The sequence below is a fragment of the Neolewinella aquimaris genome (genome assembly GCF_014197245.1).
GTDB classification, from domain to species: domain Bacteria; phylum Bacteroidota; class Bacteroidia; order Chitinophagales; family Saprospiraceae; genus Neolewinella; species Neolewinella aquimaris.
Genome location: NZ_JACIFF010000010.1, coordinates 66,086 through 81,304, shown reverse-complemented (window position 1 = coordinate 81,304; position 15,219 = coordinate 66,086). Strand labels below are relative to the sequence as shown.

Here is a 15,219-nt window from a genome sequence, read left to right as displayed (position 1 = left end):
GGACTGAAGGGAGGAGGGATTGAAGGGGGGAAGGATTGAGGGTTTGAAGGCCTTCACTCCCTCACTCCTTCATTCCCTCTCTCCATCACTCCTGTACAGAGGCTTATCGTTTACAAAGTCCCACAGCGTCAGCCGTTCCAGACTAGCGTAGGTGAGCCAGTAGGCGCGGAGGGTCGAGGCGTAGGAGCGGGTATTCTGGTCGCGGTTTTGCTGGGCGAAGGTGAGGTCAGTGAGGGGGATGGCGCCGAGGGTGTAGCTTTCCTGGCTGATCGTGAAGCGTTCTTCGGCGAGGTCGCGGATGCGGGTGGCGAGCACGAGCTCTTCGCGCACGGTGCGCCACTGATCGAGGAGCTGAGTGAGTTGGCTTTGGAGGTTCAGTTCCGTTCGTTGTCCGAGCTGTTGGGCCAGGGCGACTTCCGTGGCGGATCGTTTGTTGAGGGCGCGGCGTTCTCCCCAATCGACCAGGGGTACGGCGAAGGTGAGGCTTACGATGCGCTCGCTCTGGGGGTCGCTGTAGATCGGGTCGAGCTCGTCGGCGTTGCGGATGAGGCCGATGCTGGCGTCGAGGTCGAGGCGGGGGCCGTAGTCGCGCTTGATCCGGTCCGCTTCGCGCTGGGCGGTCAGGATTTGGCGGGAGATCTCGAGTAGTTCGGGGCGGGCGGCGAGTTGCTCGGTGGCGCGCGCGGCGGTGATCTCGAGGTCGGTGAGGGAGGCGGTGGTCTCCGGGGCGGCGGGTTGCAGCATTTGTCCCGTATAGGCTTGTCCCAGGAATTGCAGGATGGCGGCGGAGGCGGCCCCGACCAGTCGTTCGGCCCGCAGGAGGTTCTGTTCGGCGCTGGCCTGTTCGAGTTCGAGCTGCACCAGGTCGCCCCGGTTGATCTTTCCGAGTCGGTAGCGTTCTTCGGCGATGGCAAAGAGGGTGAGGTTGGCCTCCCGGTTGGTTTCGGCGATGCGGCGTTCCTGGTCGGCATTTACGAGATCGAAGAAGAGGACGGTTGCGTCCAGGGCGGCGTCGGCGCGGGCGGCGGCGAGGGCCCGGTCGCTCACCGTGACTTGCAGGGGCAGCAGGCGGCGGTCCCACTTCCAGGGGTTGAAGGCCAGGATGGGCTGCCGGAAGGTGAGGCGTATTGGGGAGCCGTTGTAGCGTTTGGCGTTCAGGGCGAAGTTGTCGGTGCGCTGGAGGCGGGTTTCCACTCCGATGAGGCCGCCGGTTGCCGCGATGCGCTGGTTGGCCAGTAAGGAGACGGAGGAGTTGTTCAGTTCGATCTCGCGGAAGGCGATCGTGCCGTCGTCCTGCGTCACTTCGGTGGAGGTACGGAAGTAGTTGGGGAGGCTGACGGCCAGGTCGAGGCGGGGTTTGAGGCCGGCTTCGTAGGCCCGCAGGTCCAGCGCGGCGGCTTCGGCTTGCTGGTCGGCGATCAGTACGTTTTCGGCCCGTTCGGCGGCTTCCCGCTGCAGCTCGCTCAGCGTAATCGTTTGGGCGGGGACGCGGGTGCAGGGCAAAAGGAGGACAAGCGCTATGCCCGGCACCCCAAAAACCGCCCGCAAAAAGTTCTTTCCTACCCGCATCATTCTTCCAGTTTAAAGGAGGTGACCCGTTCCAGCTCGTCGCTGGCGGAAATGATGATGCGGTCGCCGGGGCGGAGGCCATCGGTGATTTCTACGAAGTCGCCGTTGCGCATCCCGATCTGCACTTCCCGGCGGACGGCCTCCCCTCCCTCCACGACGAAGATCGACTGCAATCTCCCGCCCCGGAAGGCCGGTCCGTTTTTGACCCTTACTACGTCGTCGACGCGGTTGGTAATGACGTACAATTCAGCGCGGAGGTTGGGCCGTAGGTCGGCGTGGCTGGGCTCGTCCAGCTCGACCCGGAACCGCACGAGGTTGTCGGTCACTTCGGGGAGAATGGCGGTCACCCTTCCCGACAGGCGGGTGGTGGGGGTCCGCACTTCTACCGGAAGCCCAACGGCAAGCTGGTCGGCGTACCGGTCCGATGCGCTGCCCTCTACCTTGTAACGACCCAGGTCGGCGATACGGACCAGCGCGGTGCCTTCGGTTACCTGTTGCCCGATGTTCTCGTTCACCCAGGTGATTACACCGGCCCGCGGCGCGCGCACCTCCGTCTCCCGGAGGCGGCGGCTCAACTGGCTCACCTCTTTTTCTTCCATGCCTACCTCCAACTGGAGTTGGCGTTTACGGCCGGCGAGGCTGTTGTGGCTGTAGGCGAGTTGATTGTCGAGCTTTTTCGATTCCAGTTCGCTGATCTGGACGGCGAGCTCGGCGGCTTCCACTTCCTCCTGGGTGGCCCCACCGACACCGAGCAGGCGGCGCGCATCGGCGAGTTGGGCCCGGGCGGCGGAAAGTTCCAGTTTTTTGATCTCGGCGTTATAGGTAAGCTCCTGCAGATCGCGCTCGTACTCCAGTCCGAGCAGGCCGATGCTGTTTTCCTTTACGGCGAGCTGGTCGCGGCGACCGTCGAGTTGCAGCTGGACGTAGTCGCGGTCGAGCTTCATTAACAGTTCGCCGGCGGCGACTTCGGTCCCCGCGGTCCGCAGTACCTCATCGATCGTCGTAGCTACGGGGGAGTTGATTTGCTCCTCAAATGCGGGAAGGACCAGTGCGGTAGCATTCACCGTGTTGACCACCTCGCCCCGTTCGACCGTAGCGATGCGCAGGGTATCTTCATCCGCGGAGGGACGCAGCGACCGTAGTCCGAACCAAGCCAGCAGCCCGACCCCCACGGCACCCGCAGCCCAGCGAAGGAAGGTGTTGCGGCGGCGGCGGTTGATCTCTTTTGTGTCGATGCTTCGATCCATGCCTACCCCAATAGCAGGAAGCATGCCACAAATTACGGCTCTTGAATATCAGCCACCTACGAATGAAACAGTTTGCGATGTGTTCGGTATCGAACACCGTCCGTCCGGGTCCGGACGCTACCGGGCACCACATCTCGCTTAGTGATTGACCAGTTTGTGCTCAAGCAGGGCTTCGAAGGAGATGTACTTCAGGGCGGCTTCGTGGGTGGACTCGAGTTTCACGGCTGGTGCCATCCCGGCATCGAAGGCCTCTTTCCAGCGCAGCGCGCAGAGGCACCAGCCGTCGCCGGGCTTCAGTCCGGGAAAGTCATAGGCGGGGATCGGGGTACTCAGGTCGTTGCCCCTTGATTTGCTGAAGGTCAGGAATTCTTCCGTCATCACGGCGCACACGACGTGTCGGCCAGTGTCCGTCGGTCCGGTCGCGCACGACCCATCGCGGTAGTAACCGGTCATCGGATCGGTGCAGCAGGACTGGAGGGGGGTTCCGAGTACGTTCTTCATACGGGTATAACGGGTCGTGCCGCCGCTGGTTTGACCGAAATTGGATTGCTCCCGCGCGCCCGCCCATAAAAACTTGTTGCCCAAAGCGACCCAAAAAGCCGGCCACGTGTTACACCACTTCATGGCCACCAAAGAAGAGAAGCAAAAATTCGACCTGTACCTCCTCTGGCGGGTTCTTGCGCTGGCTAAGCCATATAAGAAGGTTGCCATTCTGGCCATTACGCTGGCCGTGGTGCTGGCCCCGCTTTCCATCGCACGTCCCCGCCTGATCCAGAAGATGGTCGACGATTACGTTTTCGTAGGCGATACCAGCGGACTCACCTTCTGGGCCCTCGTAATCGCCGGTCTGCTTATTCTGGAAGCCCTTTGTCGTTACTCCTTCGTATACAGCTCCAACTGGCTGGGGCAGTCGGTCATTCGGGACCTGCGGGTGAAGGTATTCAGCCACATCAACAGCCTGCGCCTCAGTTACTTTGATAAGACGCCCATCGGGACCTCCACGACCCGCACGATCAACGACATTCAGTCGATCAACAGCATCTTCGCCGAGGGGGTGATCACCATTCTGGCCGACCTGATGTCGATCTTCGCCGTGCTCGCCATCATGCTCACCACCAGTTGGCGGCTGACCCTGATCTGCCTGACGACCATGCCCTTCCTGATGCTGGCCAGCTACATCTTTAAGGAAGCCGTGAAACGGTCTTACCAGCAGGTGCGCACCCAAATTCAGAAGATGAACGCTTTTCTGCAGGAGCGCATTACGGGGATGCGCATCGTGCAGATGTTCAATGCCGAACGGGCGGAAGCCCGCAAATTTGCGGACATCAACAAGGACTACCGCAAGGCCAACATCGACGCCATCCTGTATTATGCCATCTTCTTTCCGACGGTAGACATCATCGCCGCGGCCAGCCTGGCCCTGATGGTCTGGTGGGGAGCACAGGACGTAGCTCGAGCCGGCGGCGTGACATTGGGAGCCCTGGTCGCCTTCCCGATTTACATCAACATGCTCTTCCGCCCGATCCGGGTACTGGCCGATAAGTTCAACACGCTGCAGATGGGCCTGGTGGCCTCCGAGCGGGTCTTCAAGGTGATCGACCGTGACGACCAGATCGAGAATACGGGTACGTTGAAGCCGGAAAGCCTAACTGGAGAGGTAGAATTTAAGAACGTCTGGTTCGCCTACACTGGCATTGACTGGATCCTCAAGGACCTCAGTTTCAAGCTCAGGAGCGGAGAAACGCTGGCCATCGTGGGCAGCACCGGCTCCGGCAAGACGACGATCACCAACGTGATCAACCGCTTCTACGAATACCAGAAGGGGGAAATCTGTATCGACGGTCACGACCTGCGTGAATACGAGCTTACCTCCCTACGCAGCCGGATGGCGATGGTCCTGCAGGATGTTTTCCTCTTTACCGGCACGGTCTTCGAAAACATTACCCTGCGCGATCCGGAAATTAGTCGGGAGCGGGTGATCGAAGCCGCCAAGCTCATCGGTGCCCACGAATTTATTGAGCGACTTCCCGGCAGCTACGACTACGACGTGATGGAACGTGGTGCTACCCTGAGCATGGGTCAGCGGCAGTTGATCTCCTTCGTACGGGCGCTGGTCTTCGATCCGGATATTCTCATTCTCGATGAGGCGACCAGCAGTGTAGATCCCGAAACCGAGGGTGTCATTCAGCACGCCATTGAAAAATTGATCGATCGGCGGACCAGCATCGTGATTGCCCACCGCCTGAGCACCATTCGTAACGCGGACAACATTATGGTACTCGAAAAGGGAGAGATCAAAGAAATCGGCCCCCACGAAGAGCTCCTGCAGAATGAGGAGGGGCGCTACCGGGAACTGTACGAAATGCAGTTTTTAGAGGCAGCCGAATAAGATTTTTCTAATTTTGGCATAAACAACTTTAATTTTTTCCGTTTACAAAGCTTGCTTCCCTTTACTAAAAGAGCATAATGACCAATCCCTTTACCTTCGATTTTTCTAACCTTCGTGGCGACTTTTTTGGCGGACTCACGGCGGGTATCGTCGCCCTCCCCCTCGCATTAGCTTTCGGTGCCCAGACGGCACTCGGCCCCATGGCGGGCCTCTACGGTGCTATTGCCATCGCCATCCTTGCCGCCCTCTTCGGTGGTACGGCCACCCAGGTTAGTGGTCCTACCGCACCCATGACGGTGGTGTCATCGGCCATTATCGCCAACGCGATCGTCGAATCGGGCGCGGAGACCGTGCAGGAGGCATTGCCCCTCATTCTCGCCACCTTCTTTCTGGCCGGCCTGATCGAAATGCTCTTCGGCGTCATTAAACTGGGCAGGTACATAAAGTACATACCCTATCCGGTGGTCTCCGGCTTCATGAGCGGTATCGGGGTGATCATTATAATAACTCAGATCTTCCCCGCCCTGGGGTACAACCCGGGCAACGACGAAGAATTGATCGTGGATCGGATGCCCCACGCCGAGGAACAGATCCTCGAGAAGATCATCCGGGAGGAGGAAGCCGACGGCGCGCTTAAGGGCGTGATGGACGCCACGGTCATCGCGGAAACGAACCGAAGATTTTCCCAGGTAACGAACGAGGAAATCCGCACCGAAGCCACGCGCCTGGCCAGACGTCGCGCTAGCGGTACGGTGGGCACCATCAGCAACGTTCACCGGCCGTTCTCGACTCCCGGAGGCATCAACTGGTTCAACGTCATACTCGCCGTAGGTACCATCATCATCATTTACGGCTTTAAGCGAATAACGTCAATCATCCCGTCCAGCCTGGCGGCACTGATCGTCATGACGCTGGTGGCCTACTTCTTTATGCCCGGAAAGGTGCCGGTGATCGGTGCGGTGGAAGAAGGGCTGCCCCCCTTCTATTTTGACTTCTTCGGTCAATTTGCCAATACGAGTATGCTGATGCGCATCATCGAATTTGCCTTCACTCTCGCTGCTCTTGGTGCCATTGACTCCCTGCTGACCTCCGTCGTAGCCGACAACATCACCAAAACCAAGCACGACCCGGATCAGGAACTCATCGGTCAGGGCATCGGCAACATGGCCGCAGCCTTCATCGGTGGACTGCCGGGTGCCGGTGCGACCATGCGGACGGTGATCAACGTCCAGTCGGGCGGTAAAACCAAGATCTCCGGTATGATCGCCGGTATCTTCCTATTGCTGGTACTCCTAGGCATCAGTGGCATTGTCGCCTACATCCCCAATGGTGTACTGGCGGGCATTCTCATCACCGTAGGCATTGGCATCATCGACTACAAGGGCTTCCGCCACCTGCGCAGCGTACCCAAGGGCGACTCGGTCGTTATGATCCTGGTTCTGCTGCTGACGGTATTCGTAGGACTGCTCGAGGCCGTAGCCATCGGCATGGTCCTGGCCGCCGTACTCTTCATGAAGAAGACCGCCGACACGGTCGAAGCGGGTGCCAGCAGTTCCAGCCTGGAAGAATTCAGTCGGGAAAAGCCATGGGCGGACGAGGGTAACCTCATTCAGCGCATTGGCGACCGGGTGTTCATCAAGCACCTCGAAGGGCCGCTGTTCTTCGGCTTCGTTTCCTCCTTCCAGACCATGATTCAGAATCTACCCACCGTGGAAGTGGTGATCATCCGACTCGGTCGCGTACCCTACATCGACCAGTCGGGCCTCTACGCGTTGGAGGATGCCATTCTCGACATGCACAGTCGCGGAATTGCCGTCGTATTCACCGGCATGAACGCCCAGTTGCGGGACATGATGGAGCGCATCAACCTCGTTCCCGGTCTCGTGCCGCCGGAGCACTGCTTTGAGACCTTCGCGGAGGCACGTGCCTGGCTCAGCAAGCGCCTCGAAGCGGGCAACCTTGATGAGGTTTCCACCGAGCAGATAAACAGCAAGCCGGTGATCGGAGAGAATATCGATGAGATGTAGCCTGCGTTCGGGTAACTAACGTCTGCCCTTTTCGAGTTGCTCCACGTCGTTCGGGTCGCGTAGGCGGCCCGCGGCGGCTCGTTTTGCAGCGAGATCAGTCGTCCGGCAGGCGAGTGCCGTAGCCCGTAAGCCGCATTGTTGTCCGCCTCCGCAAAGGAGAGCATTCTGAGGATCGTGCGATCCAGGCGATCCCTCTACTTCGTCAGCAACTGGTCGTAGCGTGCCCGGTCGTTAAGCACCGCGATGGCTTCCTGTACTTCCTTGTCGTTGCGGAGCCCCATCTGCACCTGACCGCGCTGGTAGTAGTAGCGCCCGGCAATTTCCTTTTCGATAATGCCGGTGATCTCCGTCTTCAGGCTCTCAATTGCAGCAGCCTGTTCGCGGTCTACCTTTTCCTGGATCGCGGATAAATCTGCGGTAATATCGTAGCCCTCTTCCTGCGCGCTCTCGGCGGCCTTTTCCAGGAACTCCTCCGCTTTGGAGGTAAAACTGAAGTCGGCGCGATTGAGGAAGGCCTCAAATTTGTCCCAGTCCTTGAAGTGGAAATCCGCAACCGAGTCAATCGTCGGGTGATCGCGCACCCAGTCGTTCACGAAATCGAAGATGATGTAATCCTCGAGCAGGCCCTGGGCTACGTTGTTCTTACCCAGCACGTCCACCTCGATATCGGGGGCAACCCCACCGCTGCCCAGTACCGGTCGGCCGGCACGCGTTTGGTACTCCGCCCGTTCGTTGTCGGGAATGTCGAAGGGCTTTCCGTCGCGGTACTCGATGGCCTGAATGCAGCGCTGGGAGGGAATGTAGTACTTAGCCGTAGTGATCTTCACCCGACTTCCGTAGCCGGTTTCCATAATGTTCTGCACCAGTCCCTTGCCGTAGCTCCGCTGACCGATCAGCACGCCGCGATCGAGGTCCTGCAGGGCACCCGATACGATCTCGGAAGCCGAGGCCGAGCGGCCGTTGATGAGCACGGCTACGGGAAGCTCGGTATCGAGGGGATTGCCCTTGGTCGCATAGCTGCGGTCCCAGTCGCGGACCTTTCCCTTCGTCGTTACGATCGCTTCTCCCTTGGGCACAAAAATGTTGACAATGTCAACGGCCTCGTTCAGCAGTCCGCCGCCGTTGCCGCGCAGGTCAAGCACCACGCCGGTCATGTTGGGATTTTCGGCCCGCAATTGGGTCACGGCATCGCGTACGTTTTTGGCGGCCTGCTGGGTAAAAGTAGTCAGGGCTACGTAGCCCACGTTTTGCTCCAACATTCCGAAGTAGGGCACATTGGGGATGTCTACATCACCACGCACGAGTTCGAGTTCCTGGTTACCGACTCCGGGGCGGTCCACGGTCAACTTCATAACGGTACCGGGGAAGCCGCGCATGATCTCCTCGAGTTGCTCGCGGTTGTACTGGGCGGTTTCGCGGCCGTCGACCTGCAACAGGCGGTCCCCGGTTTTGAGGCCGGCGGCGTCGGCGGGCTGGTTGCGGTAGAGGGTCAGGATGGTCGGCAGTCCGTCAATGTATTCGATCTCGGCACCGATGCCCTGGTACTGTCCGCTCTGCCGCAGCCGGGCGGTTTCCACGTCGGTCTCACTGATGTAGTTGGTATAGGGATCCAGAGAGCCGACCATTGCTTCGATGCCGGTCCGCATTAGCTTATTCGGTTCGATCTCATCCACGTAGTAGGTATTCACCTCTTTATACACGTTCGTGTACACTTCGATGGCCTTCATGATCTCGAAGTATTTATCGTTGATCGGACTGACCGTAGCCGCCGTGAGCCCCACCAAAAGGATGGCACTTCCGATAAGTATCGGGCCCTTGCCCAGTATTTTTTTCCTTAGTGACATCTGTTCGATTTTGCAATACCCTAAGTTAACGATTAGCAGGCAAACAAGATTTTAGGCGGGAACGCAGGAGCAATGAACTTACGGACGAGCGTAGGGCAACCGTTCCGCACCCGTAGTCCGGTGGTAAGTATCCAGGCCGGTCACCGCAAGCGTCTGCAGCAATGCGTGGTTTACGTGCCCGCTTTCTTCCACCGCTTCGTCCGGCACGAAGATCTCCCGCACCCGACCGACAATGAACAGCGTATCGTTCGCGGCAATGTGGTGTTCCTCCTCGAAGGTCAGCCCGATGCGCACCCGGCTTTCCTGCACGTAGGGGGCCGGACAGTTTTCGCTGTAGAGAGGAGTCAGGCTGGTCGCGGCAAATTCCGATTCCCCTAGGGGAAAATTCGCGCTTGTCCGGTGAGCAGCCTCCAGAAATTCCGGGTGCAGTGTGTTGAGGGTAAACCACCCCTGTGCCTTCAAGTGGTGGTAGGTGTGGCGGGGCACCGTCAGTGGCCGCAGGTGAAAGCCGAGCAGGGCCGGGCTCGCCCCCAGGTGCACCACCGAGCTGAATACGCCAAGGTTTTCGGTACCGCGGTGCCCCTTTGTTCCAATCAAGTGCACGCCGCGCGGGCCGGGCAGGGTGTTGTAGAAGTTGCGGCGGAAGTTGCGGTCGCGGGAGGAGAGGGATTCGGGAGTGATGTGCATAGTACGATGCTGCCTCCGGCAGCGATGTGGGAAGCAGCCTCCGGCTGCGCTGTAAAACGCTGCCTCCGGCAGCGACAGTACGAAGCAGCCTCCGGCTGCGCTTGAATTCAAGGATATAAGCGCAAGGAAGGTTGTTTGGTTTGCGCGGCCAGAGGCCGCATCGTACGGAGGCCGCATTTTACCGGACACGCTTGGTGAAGAAGCGATCCTGCACCCGTTTCGGCGCGTGGCGGATCAGCTTGGCCAGCCACCGCTTTTTCATGATCAGCACGTGGGCGCGGGGGACCTTATCGGTGAGTGCCGCATAGATGGCGTCGGCAACCAACTGAGGCTCCACACCACCCCGTTCGGCAGCCTGGGTATAGGGAGCCAGTTGGGGGATCAGGTGGCTGTACCGGTTGTCCTCGAAGCCCGAGGTTTGCTCCCGCCCCTTGGCCCAGATGGGCGTCTTGGTGGGCCCGGGAGCTACGCTAACCACGTCGATGCCGAAGGGCATGAGCTCGCGACGCAGTCCGTCGGTAAGCGCTTCGACGGCAAACTTAGAACTCGAATAAAAGGCCATAAAGGGGGAAGTCAGGTAGCCGCTCACGCTGCTGACGTTGACGATGCGGGGATGATGGCCTGCGTCGCGGGCGGCGTGGAGGAGCGGCAAGCTTTCCTGGCAGACGGAGATCAAGCCGAAAACGTTCACGTCGAACTGGCGGCGGTACTCCGCTTCGTCGGTTGTTTCGATGGGGCCGGGCACGGCCACTCCCGCGTTGTTGACCACTCCGACGAGGTGGTGACCCTCGTCCGTTATACGCTGAATACCGGCCCGGATGGCTTCGCGGTCGCGTACATCGAAGTGGAGTTCGGTGAACTGCGGGTGGTGGGCTAAGTCGTTCGACTCATCCTCACTCAGTGGAGACCTGACGCTGCCGTAGACACGGAAGCCGCGGCGGAGAAGGTCCCGGGCGGTGACGAGGCCGATGCCGGTGGAGACGCCGGTGATGAGGATGCTTTTGTGGTTCATAGGGAGAGTCGCGGTCGGAGACCGCATTTTGCTTTCGCGGCCTGAGGCCGCATTGTACTATTGCCCCGATAGCTATCGGGGGAGGCCGCATTGTACTAGTAGCGGCGGTTTTCGGCCAGTCGTTTGACGAAGAAGCGGTCCTGAAAGCGTTTGGGAGTTAGTTTGAGTAGTTTGGCCATCCAGCCCTTTTTCATGACCAGGACGGCCGGTTGGGGTTTTTGGGCCGTCAGGGCTTCGTAGATGGCGGCGGCTACGACTTCCGTTTCCACGCCGTCGGCCTCGGCGGCTTCGGTGTAGGGGCCGAGCTTTTCGAGCATGTGGCTGTAGCGGTTGTCCCGAAAGGCTTCGGTTTGATCGCGGCCCTTTGACCAGATGGGGGTCTTTACCGGTCCCGGGGCAACGCTGATCACGTCGATGCCGTAGGCAAGCAGCTCGCGACGGAGCCCGTCGGTCAGGGCCTCTACGGCAAATTTGGAGGCGGAGTAGATCGTAGTAAAGGGGGAGGTCAGGTAACCGCTCACACTGCCGATATTGACGATGCGTGGATGAAAGCCGGCCTCCCTGGACGCATGTAAGAGCGGCAGGGTCTCCTGACAGACGGCGATCAGGCCGAACACGTTCACTTCGAACTGCCGACGATACTCCTCCTCACTGACGGTCTCTACCGGACCCGATATGGCGACACCGGCATTGTTTACCAGTCCCACGAGGCGATTGCCGTCGTCCCGAATGCGCTGGATACCGGCCCGGATGGCCGCGCGATCGCGAACGTCAAAGTGCAGTACCGTGAAGCCCGGCTCTTTCGTGAGTTCCGCTGGACCCGCGCCCCGCCGCACGCTTCCGTATACGTGAAAACCGCGTTTGAGGAGGTAACTGGCGGTGGTGAGGCCGATGCCGGAAGAGACGCCGGTGACGAGGATGCTGTCTTTAGTCATTGCTTTTTGGTATAGCCGTCCGACGGTCCGCGCCCGGACGGTTTGGAACCGTCTAGGCACTTGAACCGTCGGACGGCGGGATCAGGAAACCGAGATTTCCATGAGGTAGGAACACAGCAGCGCCCCATAAGTGCCCAGGGCATAACCGATGACCGCCATGATGGCCCCGACCGGCGCGAGTACGGGGTTAAATGCACTCGCCACCACCGGCGCACTAGCCGCTCCACCGACGTTGGCCTGACTGCCCACCGCAACGAAAAAGAAGGGCGCCTTGATGAGGTAGGCAGTGACCAACAACACGGTAATATGCACCACCATCCAGATCAGACCGATCGCGAACAGGCCTAAATTATCGAGTACGTCGCCGATGTTCATCTGCATACCGATGGTGGCCACCAGGATGTAGATGAAGATGCCGCCCCACTTGCTGGCACCCACGCCTTCCAGTCGTCGTGCCCGCGTGAAGCTGAGCAGGAAGCCGATGGTGGTGGCAAGGACGACCATCCAGAAGAAGCCAGAGGTGAGGGTATTCAGGCGCAATGCCTCGAGGGTTTCTTCGAACTGACCGAAGAAGGGTCCCAGCAAATCCGCGCCAAAGTGAGCCAATGCTACTCCCCCGAAGGCAACTCCGAGCAACTGGTACAGGTCGATGCTCGTAGGAATGCGGCGCACCTGGTCGGCGTAGTCTTCCATCTTCTTGACGAGCTGGTCGATGGCCGAGTTGTCCGCTCCGATGAACCGATCGATCCGCTTCGCACGTCCGGCACCGAAGAGTAGGAAGGCCAGCCAGATGTTGGCGACCAGTACATCGACCACGATCATTTGCCCGAAAATTCCGGGAGGTACTTCATTGATGATCTGCATGGCCGCCTGATTGGCCCCACCGCCGATCCAGGAGCCGGCAATGGTGCTCAGTCCGCGCCACAGTAAGTCCGGATCGATGTCAATCAAACCCGGAAAGAAGTAAGTAACCACCAGCAGCGCAATCGGACCGCCCAGTACGATTCCCACCGTAGCCGCCAGAAACATCACGATGGCCCGGTACCCCAGATTGATGATGCCGGGAATATCAATATTGAGGCAGAGCATGATCAAACTCGCCGGCAGGAGGTAGCGACTCGCCATGAAATATAATGCGCTGTGCCCCGTATACTCGCTAAAGTCATTCGGATCCAGTCCCTGCGCTTCGATGTACCGATTGATCTCCCCGAACGACAGCCCCTCCGGCAACGCCACTCCCTGTTCCGCCAGCGCGTCGATCACTCCGTATTCGTACCAGTCATAGGCAATGATCCCCAGGGGCCAGTTCAGCAGGGCCGGCAAAAAGTAGCACAGCAACAGGGCCGGCACGTAAGTATAAAAGGTCTTCCAGAAGGGCCGCTCGCTGTTCGCCGTCGTGAAGACCAGGGCAAGGAGGGTAAGCAAGATGCCGAAGACGACCGCGTCGTTGGTGATGAGGGGTTCCAAGGGGACAGGGGTTGAGGGGGGCGAAGGATTGAGGGGTCGAGGGATGGAGGGATTGAAGGATGGAGGGATTGAAGGTAGGAAGGATTGAGGAACGGACACCCCTTCACTCCTTCATTCCCTCACTCCCTCATTCCCTTCACCCCTTAACTCAAGTACTTCGCTACAATCGGGAACCGCCGCCCCATCCCGAAGGCCTTCTTACTTACCCGGAGTACGGGAGCGGTTTGGTGACGCTTGAATTCGTTGATGTTGACCAGGCGTAGGGCTTTCTGTACCAGGAGCGGATCAGCACCGGCCTCGATGATGTCCTGGGGGCTCTGGTGGAGTTCGATGTACTGGTAGAGGACGGCGTCGAGTTCCGGGTAGGGAGGGAGGCTGTCGCTGTCGAGTTGATCGGGGCGCAGTTCGGCGCTGGGGGGCTTGGTGATGATGTTGTCGGGAATGACCTCACCGTCCTTGTTGATGAAGCGGGCCAGTTCGAAGCACTCGGTTTTGTAGACGTCGCCGATCACGCTGAGGCCGCCGCACATATCACCGTAGAGGGTACCGTAGCCGACGGCCATTTCGCTCTTGTTGCTGGTATTGAGGAGGATGCTGCCGAACTTGTTGCTGAAGGCCATGAGGATCATACCGCGGATGCGGGCCTGGAGGTTTTCCTCGGCGAGTCCCTCTTTGTACCCGAAGAAGTGGGGCTGGAGCAGATCCATGTAGCTATGGTAGACGCTTTCGATCGGTACGATGTCGTACTGGCAACCGAGGTTTTGCGCCAGCTGGCGGGCATCGTTTACGCTGTGGTCGGAGCTGTGCTGACTGGGCATGAGCACGCAGCGGACGTTGTCGGGACCAAGGGCGCGAGCGGCCAGGACGGCTACGAGGGCGGAGTCGATGCCACCGCTCAGTCCTAAAAGCGCCCGCTTGAACCCGAGTTTACCGAAGTACTGCCGGATGCCCATCACCAGGGCGTCGTGGATCAGGGTCATCTTGTCGCGCTCCCGCTCGCCGGTCATGTCGTCGCCGTTCTTCACCTCTTCGGTGTTGTACACGCGCAGGCACTCCTCGAAGTAGGGCATCTCGTCCACCACTTCCCCCTGCTGGTTGATCACCATCGATCCACCGTCGAAGAGCACTTCCGTCTGGGCACCCACATGGTTTACGTAGTACATCGGCAGGTTGTACAAGTCTACGTTAGCCTGGAGCACCATGACGCGTTCGGCGGCGTGGTCGTAGGAGAAGGGGGAGGCCGATATGTTGATGATGAAGTCCGGGGAATGCTCCATCAGCAGGTCCATCGGATTGATCTTGTACAGCGGATTTTCGTTGCCGACGTTCCAGCTGTCTTCGCAGACGATCATGGCGATGGTCTTGTCCTGGTAGCGCACCACGTTCCACTCGGCGGCGGGTTCGAAGTAGCGGTATTCGTCGAAGATGTCGTAGGTGGGTAGCAGCGTTTTGTGCTGCACCTGCTGGATGCGGCCATTTGCGAGGAAGTAGGCGCTGTTGAAGAGGTCCTTGCCCTCCACTACGGGATTTTTCGTCGGGGAGCCCACTACGATCGCGATGCCGTCGGCGGCCTTGGCCAGTTCCTGTATGACTACGTTGGCCTTATCGATAAAGTCGTCGAACTCCAGGAAATCGCGAGGCGGGTAGCCTACCGTTGCCAATTCCGGGAATACGACAATGTCCGCTCCCTGTTGCTTGGCGCGCTCGGTATACTCGAGCATCTTCTTCAGGTTGGCGTCGAAGTTGCCGACGTGGACGTTGATTTGGGCGAGGGCTATGTTCATGGGGGGAAGGTAAGAAAGGTGGGTTTATCCTGGGGGGGTGGCCGCTGCGCGGCGGGGTTTCAATGCAGATTTAGGCAGATTTTGCTGGGGTAGGAGACCGCTGCGCGGTGAGGTTTTTAACGCAGATTTAAGCAGATTTTATTCGCAGATTGACGCGGATTTTCATTCATGCACTTGGCCGCTGCGCGGCAGTTTTTTTCATCACGGATTTGAACGGATTAGGGCACGGATTTCCACGGATTTTAATACGTGCGCAGC

The 15,219-nt window shown here is 59.3% G+C and carries 11 protein-coding genes; 2 read left to right on the top strand and 9 right to left on the bottom strand.

From position 1 onward, the window contains the following. Window positions 1-69: 69 nt before the first annotated feature. The 3 genes from GGR28_RS17395 to GGR28_RS17385 all read right to left on the bottom strand — a co-directional run bounded on the left by GGR28_RS17395 (window position 70) and on the right by GGR28_RS17385 (window position 3,317). Window positions 70-1,572, bottom strand: coding sequence for a TolC family protein (locus GGR28_RS17395; protein WP_183497105.1), 1,503 nt, complete (start codon window positions 1,570-1,572; stop codon window positions 70-72). Continuing rightward, window positions 1,569-2,840 carry an efflux RND transporter periplasmic adaptor subunit gene (locus GGR28_RS17390; protein WP_246416821.1) on the bottom strand — a complete coding sequence of 424 codons (1,272 nt, stop codon included), beginning with the start codon at window positions 2,838-2,840 and terminating at the stop codon, window positions 1,569-1,571. The genes GGR28_RS17395 and GGR28_RS17390 overlap by 4 nt, the downstream gene beginning before the upstream one ends. Before the next feature lie 114 nt (window positions 2,841-2,954). Beyond that, window positions 2,955-3,317 (bottom strand): DUF2237 family protein, encoded by a 363-nt coding sequence (locus tag GGR28_RS17385; RefSeq protein WP_183497104.1) that lies wholly within the window; start codon window positions 3,315-3,317, stop codon window positions 2,955-2,957. A 121-nt stretch (window positions 3,318-3,438) separates the two neighbouring features. Between GGR28_RS17385 and GGR28_RS17380 the strand changes: the two genes are divergently transcribed. Both GGR28_RS17380 and GGR28_RS17375 read left to right on the top strand, forming a co-directional pair. Next, complete coding sequence (locus GGR28_RS17380; RefSeq protein WP_183497103.1) at window positions 3,439-5,205, top strand: ABC transporter ATP-binding protein; 1,767 nt, start codon at window positions 3,439-3,441, stop codon at window positions 5,203-5,205. 77 nt (window positions 5,206-5,282) lie between these two features. Further along, on the top strand, window positions 5,283-7,232 hold the full coding sequence (locus GGR28_RS17375) for a SulP family inorganic anion transporter (RefSeq protein ID WP_183497102.1): 1,950 nt from the start codon (window positions 5,283-5,285) through the stop codon (window positions 7,230-7,232). Between the two features lie 194 nt (window positions 7,233-7,426). On the opposite strand, the gene GGR28_RS17370 is transcribed toward GGR28_RS17375, so the two are convergent. The 6 genes from GGR28_RS17370 to GGR28_RS17345 all read right to left on the bottom strand — a co-directional run bounded on the left by GGR28_RS17370 (window position 7,427) and on the right by GGR28_RS17345 (window position 14,961). Continuing rightward, complete coding sequence (locus tag GGR28_RS17370; protein ID WP_221233933.1) at window positions 7,427-9,076, bottom strand: S41 family peptidase; 1,650 nt, start codon at window positions 9,074-9,076, stop codon at window positions 7,427-7,429. Between the two features lie 78 nt (window positions 9,077-9,154). Next, the gene (locus GGR28_RS17365; protein WP_183497101.1) at window positions 9,155-9,763 is read right to left on the bottom strand and encodes a flavin reductase family protein; all 609 of its coding nucleotides are present in this window, start codon (window positions 9,761-9,763) and stop codon (window positions 9,155-9,157) included. Window positions 9,764-9,941: 178 nt separating this feature from the next. Continuing rightward, the gene (locus tag GGR28_RS17360; protein WP_183497100.1) at window positions 9,942-10,775 is read right to left on the bottom strand and encodes an SDR family oxidoreductase; all 834 of its coding nucleotides are present in this window, start codon (window positions 10,773-10,775) and stop codon (window positions 9,942-9,944) included. Window positions 10,776-10,870: 95 nt separating this feature from the next. Then, a complete protein-coding gene (locus GGR28_RS17355; protein ID WP_183497099.1) occupies window positions 10,871-11,710 on the bottom strand; it encodes an SDR family oxidoreductase in 840 nt (279 codons plus the stop codon). A gap of 81 nt (window positions 11,711-11,791) precedes the next feature. Then, window positions 11,792-13,177, bottom strand: coding sequence for a DUF819 family protein (locus GGR28_RS17350; RefSeq protein ID WP_183497098.1), 1,386 nt, complete (start codon window positions 13,175-13,177; stop codon window positions 11,792-11,794). A gap of 143 nt (window positions 13,178-13,320) precedes the next feature. Beyond that, window positions 13,321-14,961, bottom strand: a complete 1,641-nt coding sequence (locus GGR28_RS17345) for an NAD+ synthase (protein WP_183497097.1) — start codon at window positions 14,959-14,961, stop codon at window positions 13,321-13,323. Window positions 14,962-15,219: the final 258 nt, after the last annotated feature.

Bases quoted from the DNA above. Each gene is read 5' to 3' on its own strand.
- GGR28_RS17380 (WP_183497103.1), top strand. From the start codon at position 3,439: ATGGCCACCAAAGAAGAGAAGCAAAAATTCGACCTGTACCTCCTCTGG.
- GGR28_RS17355 (WP_183497099.1), bottom strand. From the start codon at position 11,710: ATGACTAAAGACAGCATCCTCGTCACCGGCGTCTCTTCCGGCATCGGC.
- GGR28_RS17375 (WP_183497102.1), top strand. From the start codon at position 5,283: ATGACCAATCCCTTTACCTTCGATTTTTCTAACCTTCGTGGCGACTTT.
- GGR28_RS17385 (WP_183497104.1), bottom strand. From the start codon at position 3,317: ATGAAGAACGTACTCGGAACCCCCCTCCAGTCCTGCTGCACCGATCCG.
- GGR28_RS17370 (WP_221233933.1), bottom strand. From the start codon at position 9,076: ATGTCACTAAGGAAAAAAATACTGGGCAAGGGCCCGATACTTATCGGA.
- GGR28_RS17365 (WP_183497101.1), bottom strand. From the start codon at position 9,763: ATGCACATCACTCCCGAATCCCTCTCCTCCCGCGACCGCAACTTCCGC.
- GGR28_RS17345 (WP_183497097.1), bottom strand. From the start codon at position 14,961: ATGAACATAGCCCTCGCCCAAATCAACGTCCACGTCGGCAACTTCGAC.
- GGR28_RS17360 (WP_183497100.1), bottom strand. From the start codon at position 10,775: ATGAACCACAAAAGCATCCTCATCACCGGCGTCTCCACCGGCATCGGC.
- GGR28_RS17390 (WP_246416821.1), bottom strand. From the start codon at position 2,840: ATGCTTCCTGCTATTGGGGTAGGCATGGATCGAAGCATCGACACAAAA.
- GGR28_RS17395 (WP_183497105.1), bottom strand. From the start codon at position 1,572: ATGATGCGGGTAGGAAAGAACTTTTTGCGGGCGGTTTTTGGGGTGCCG.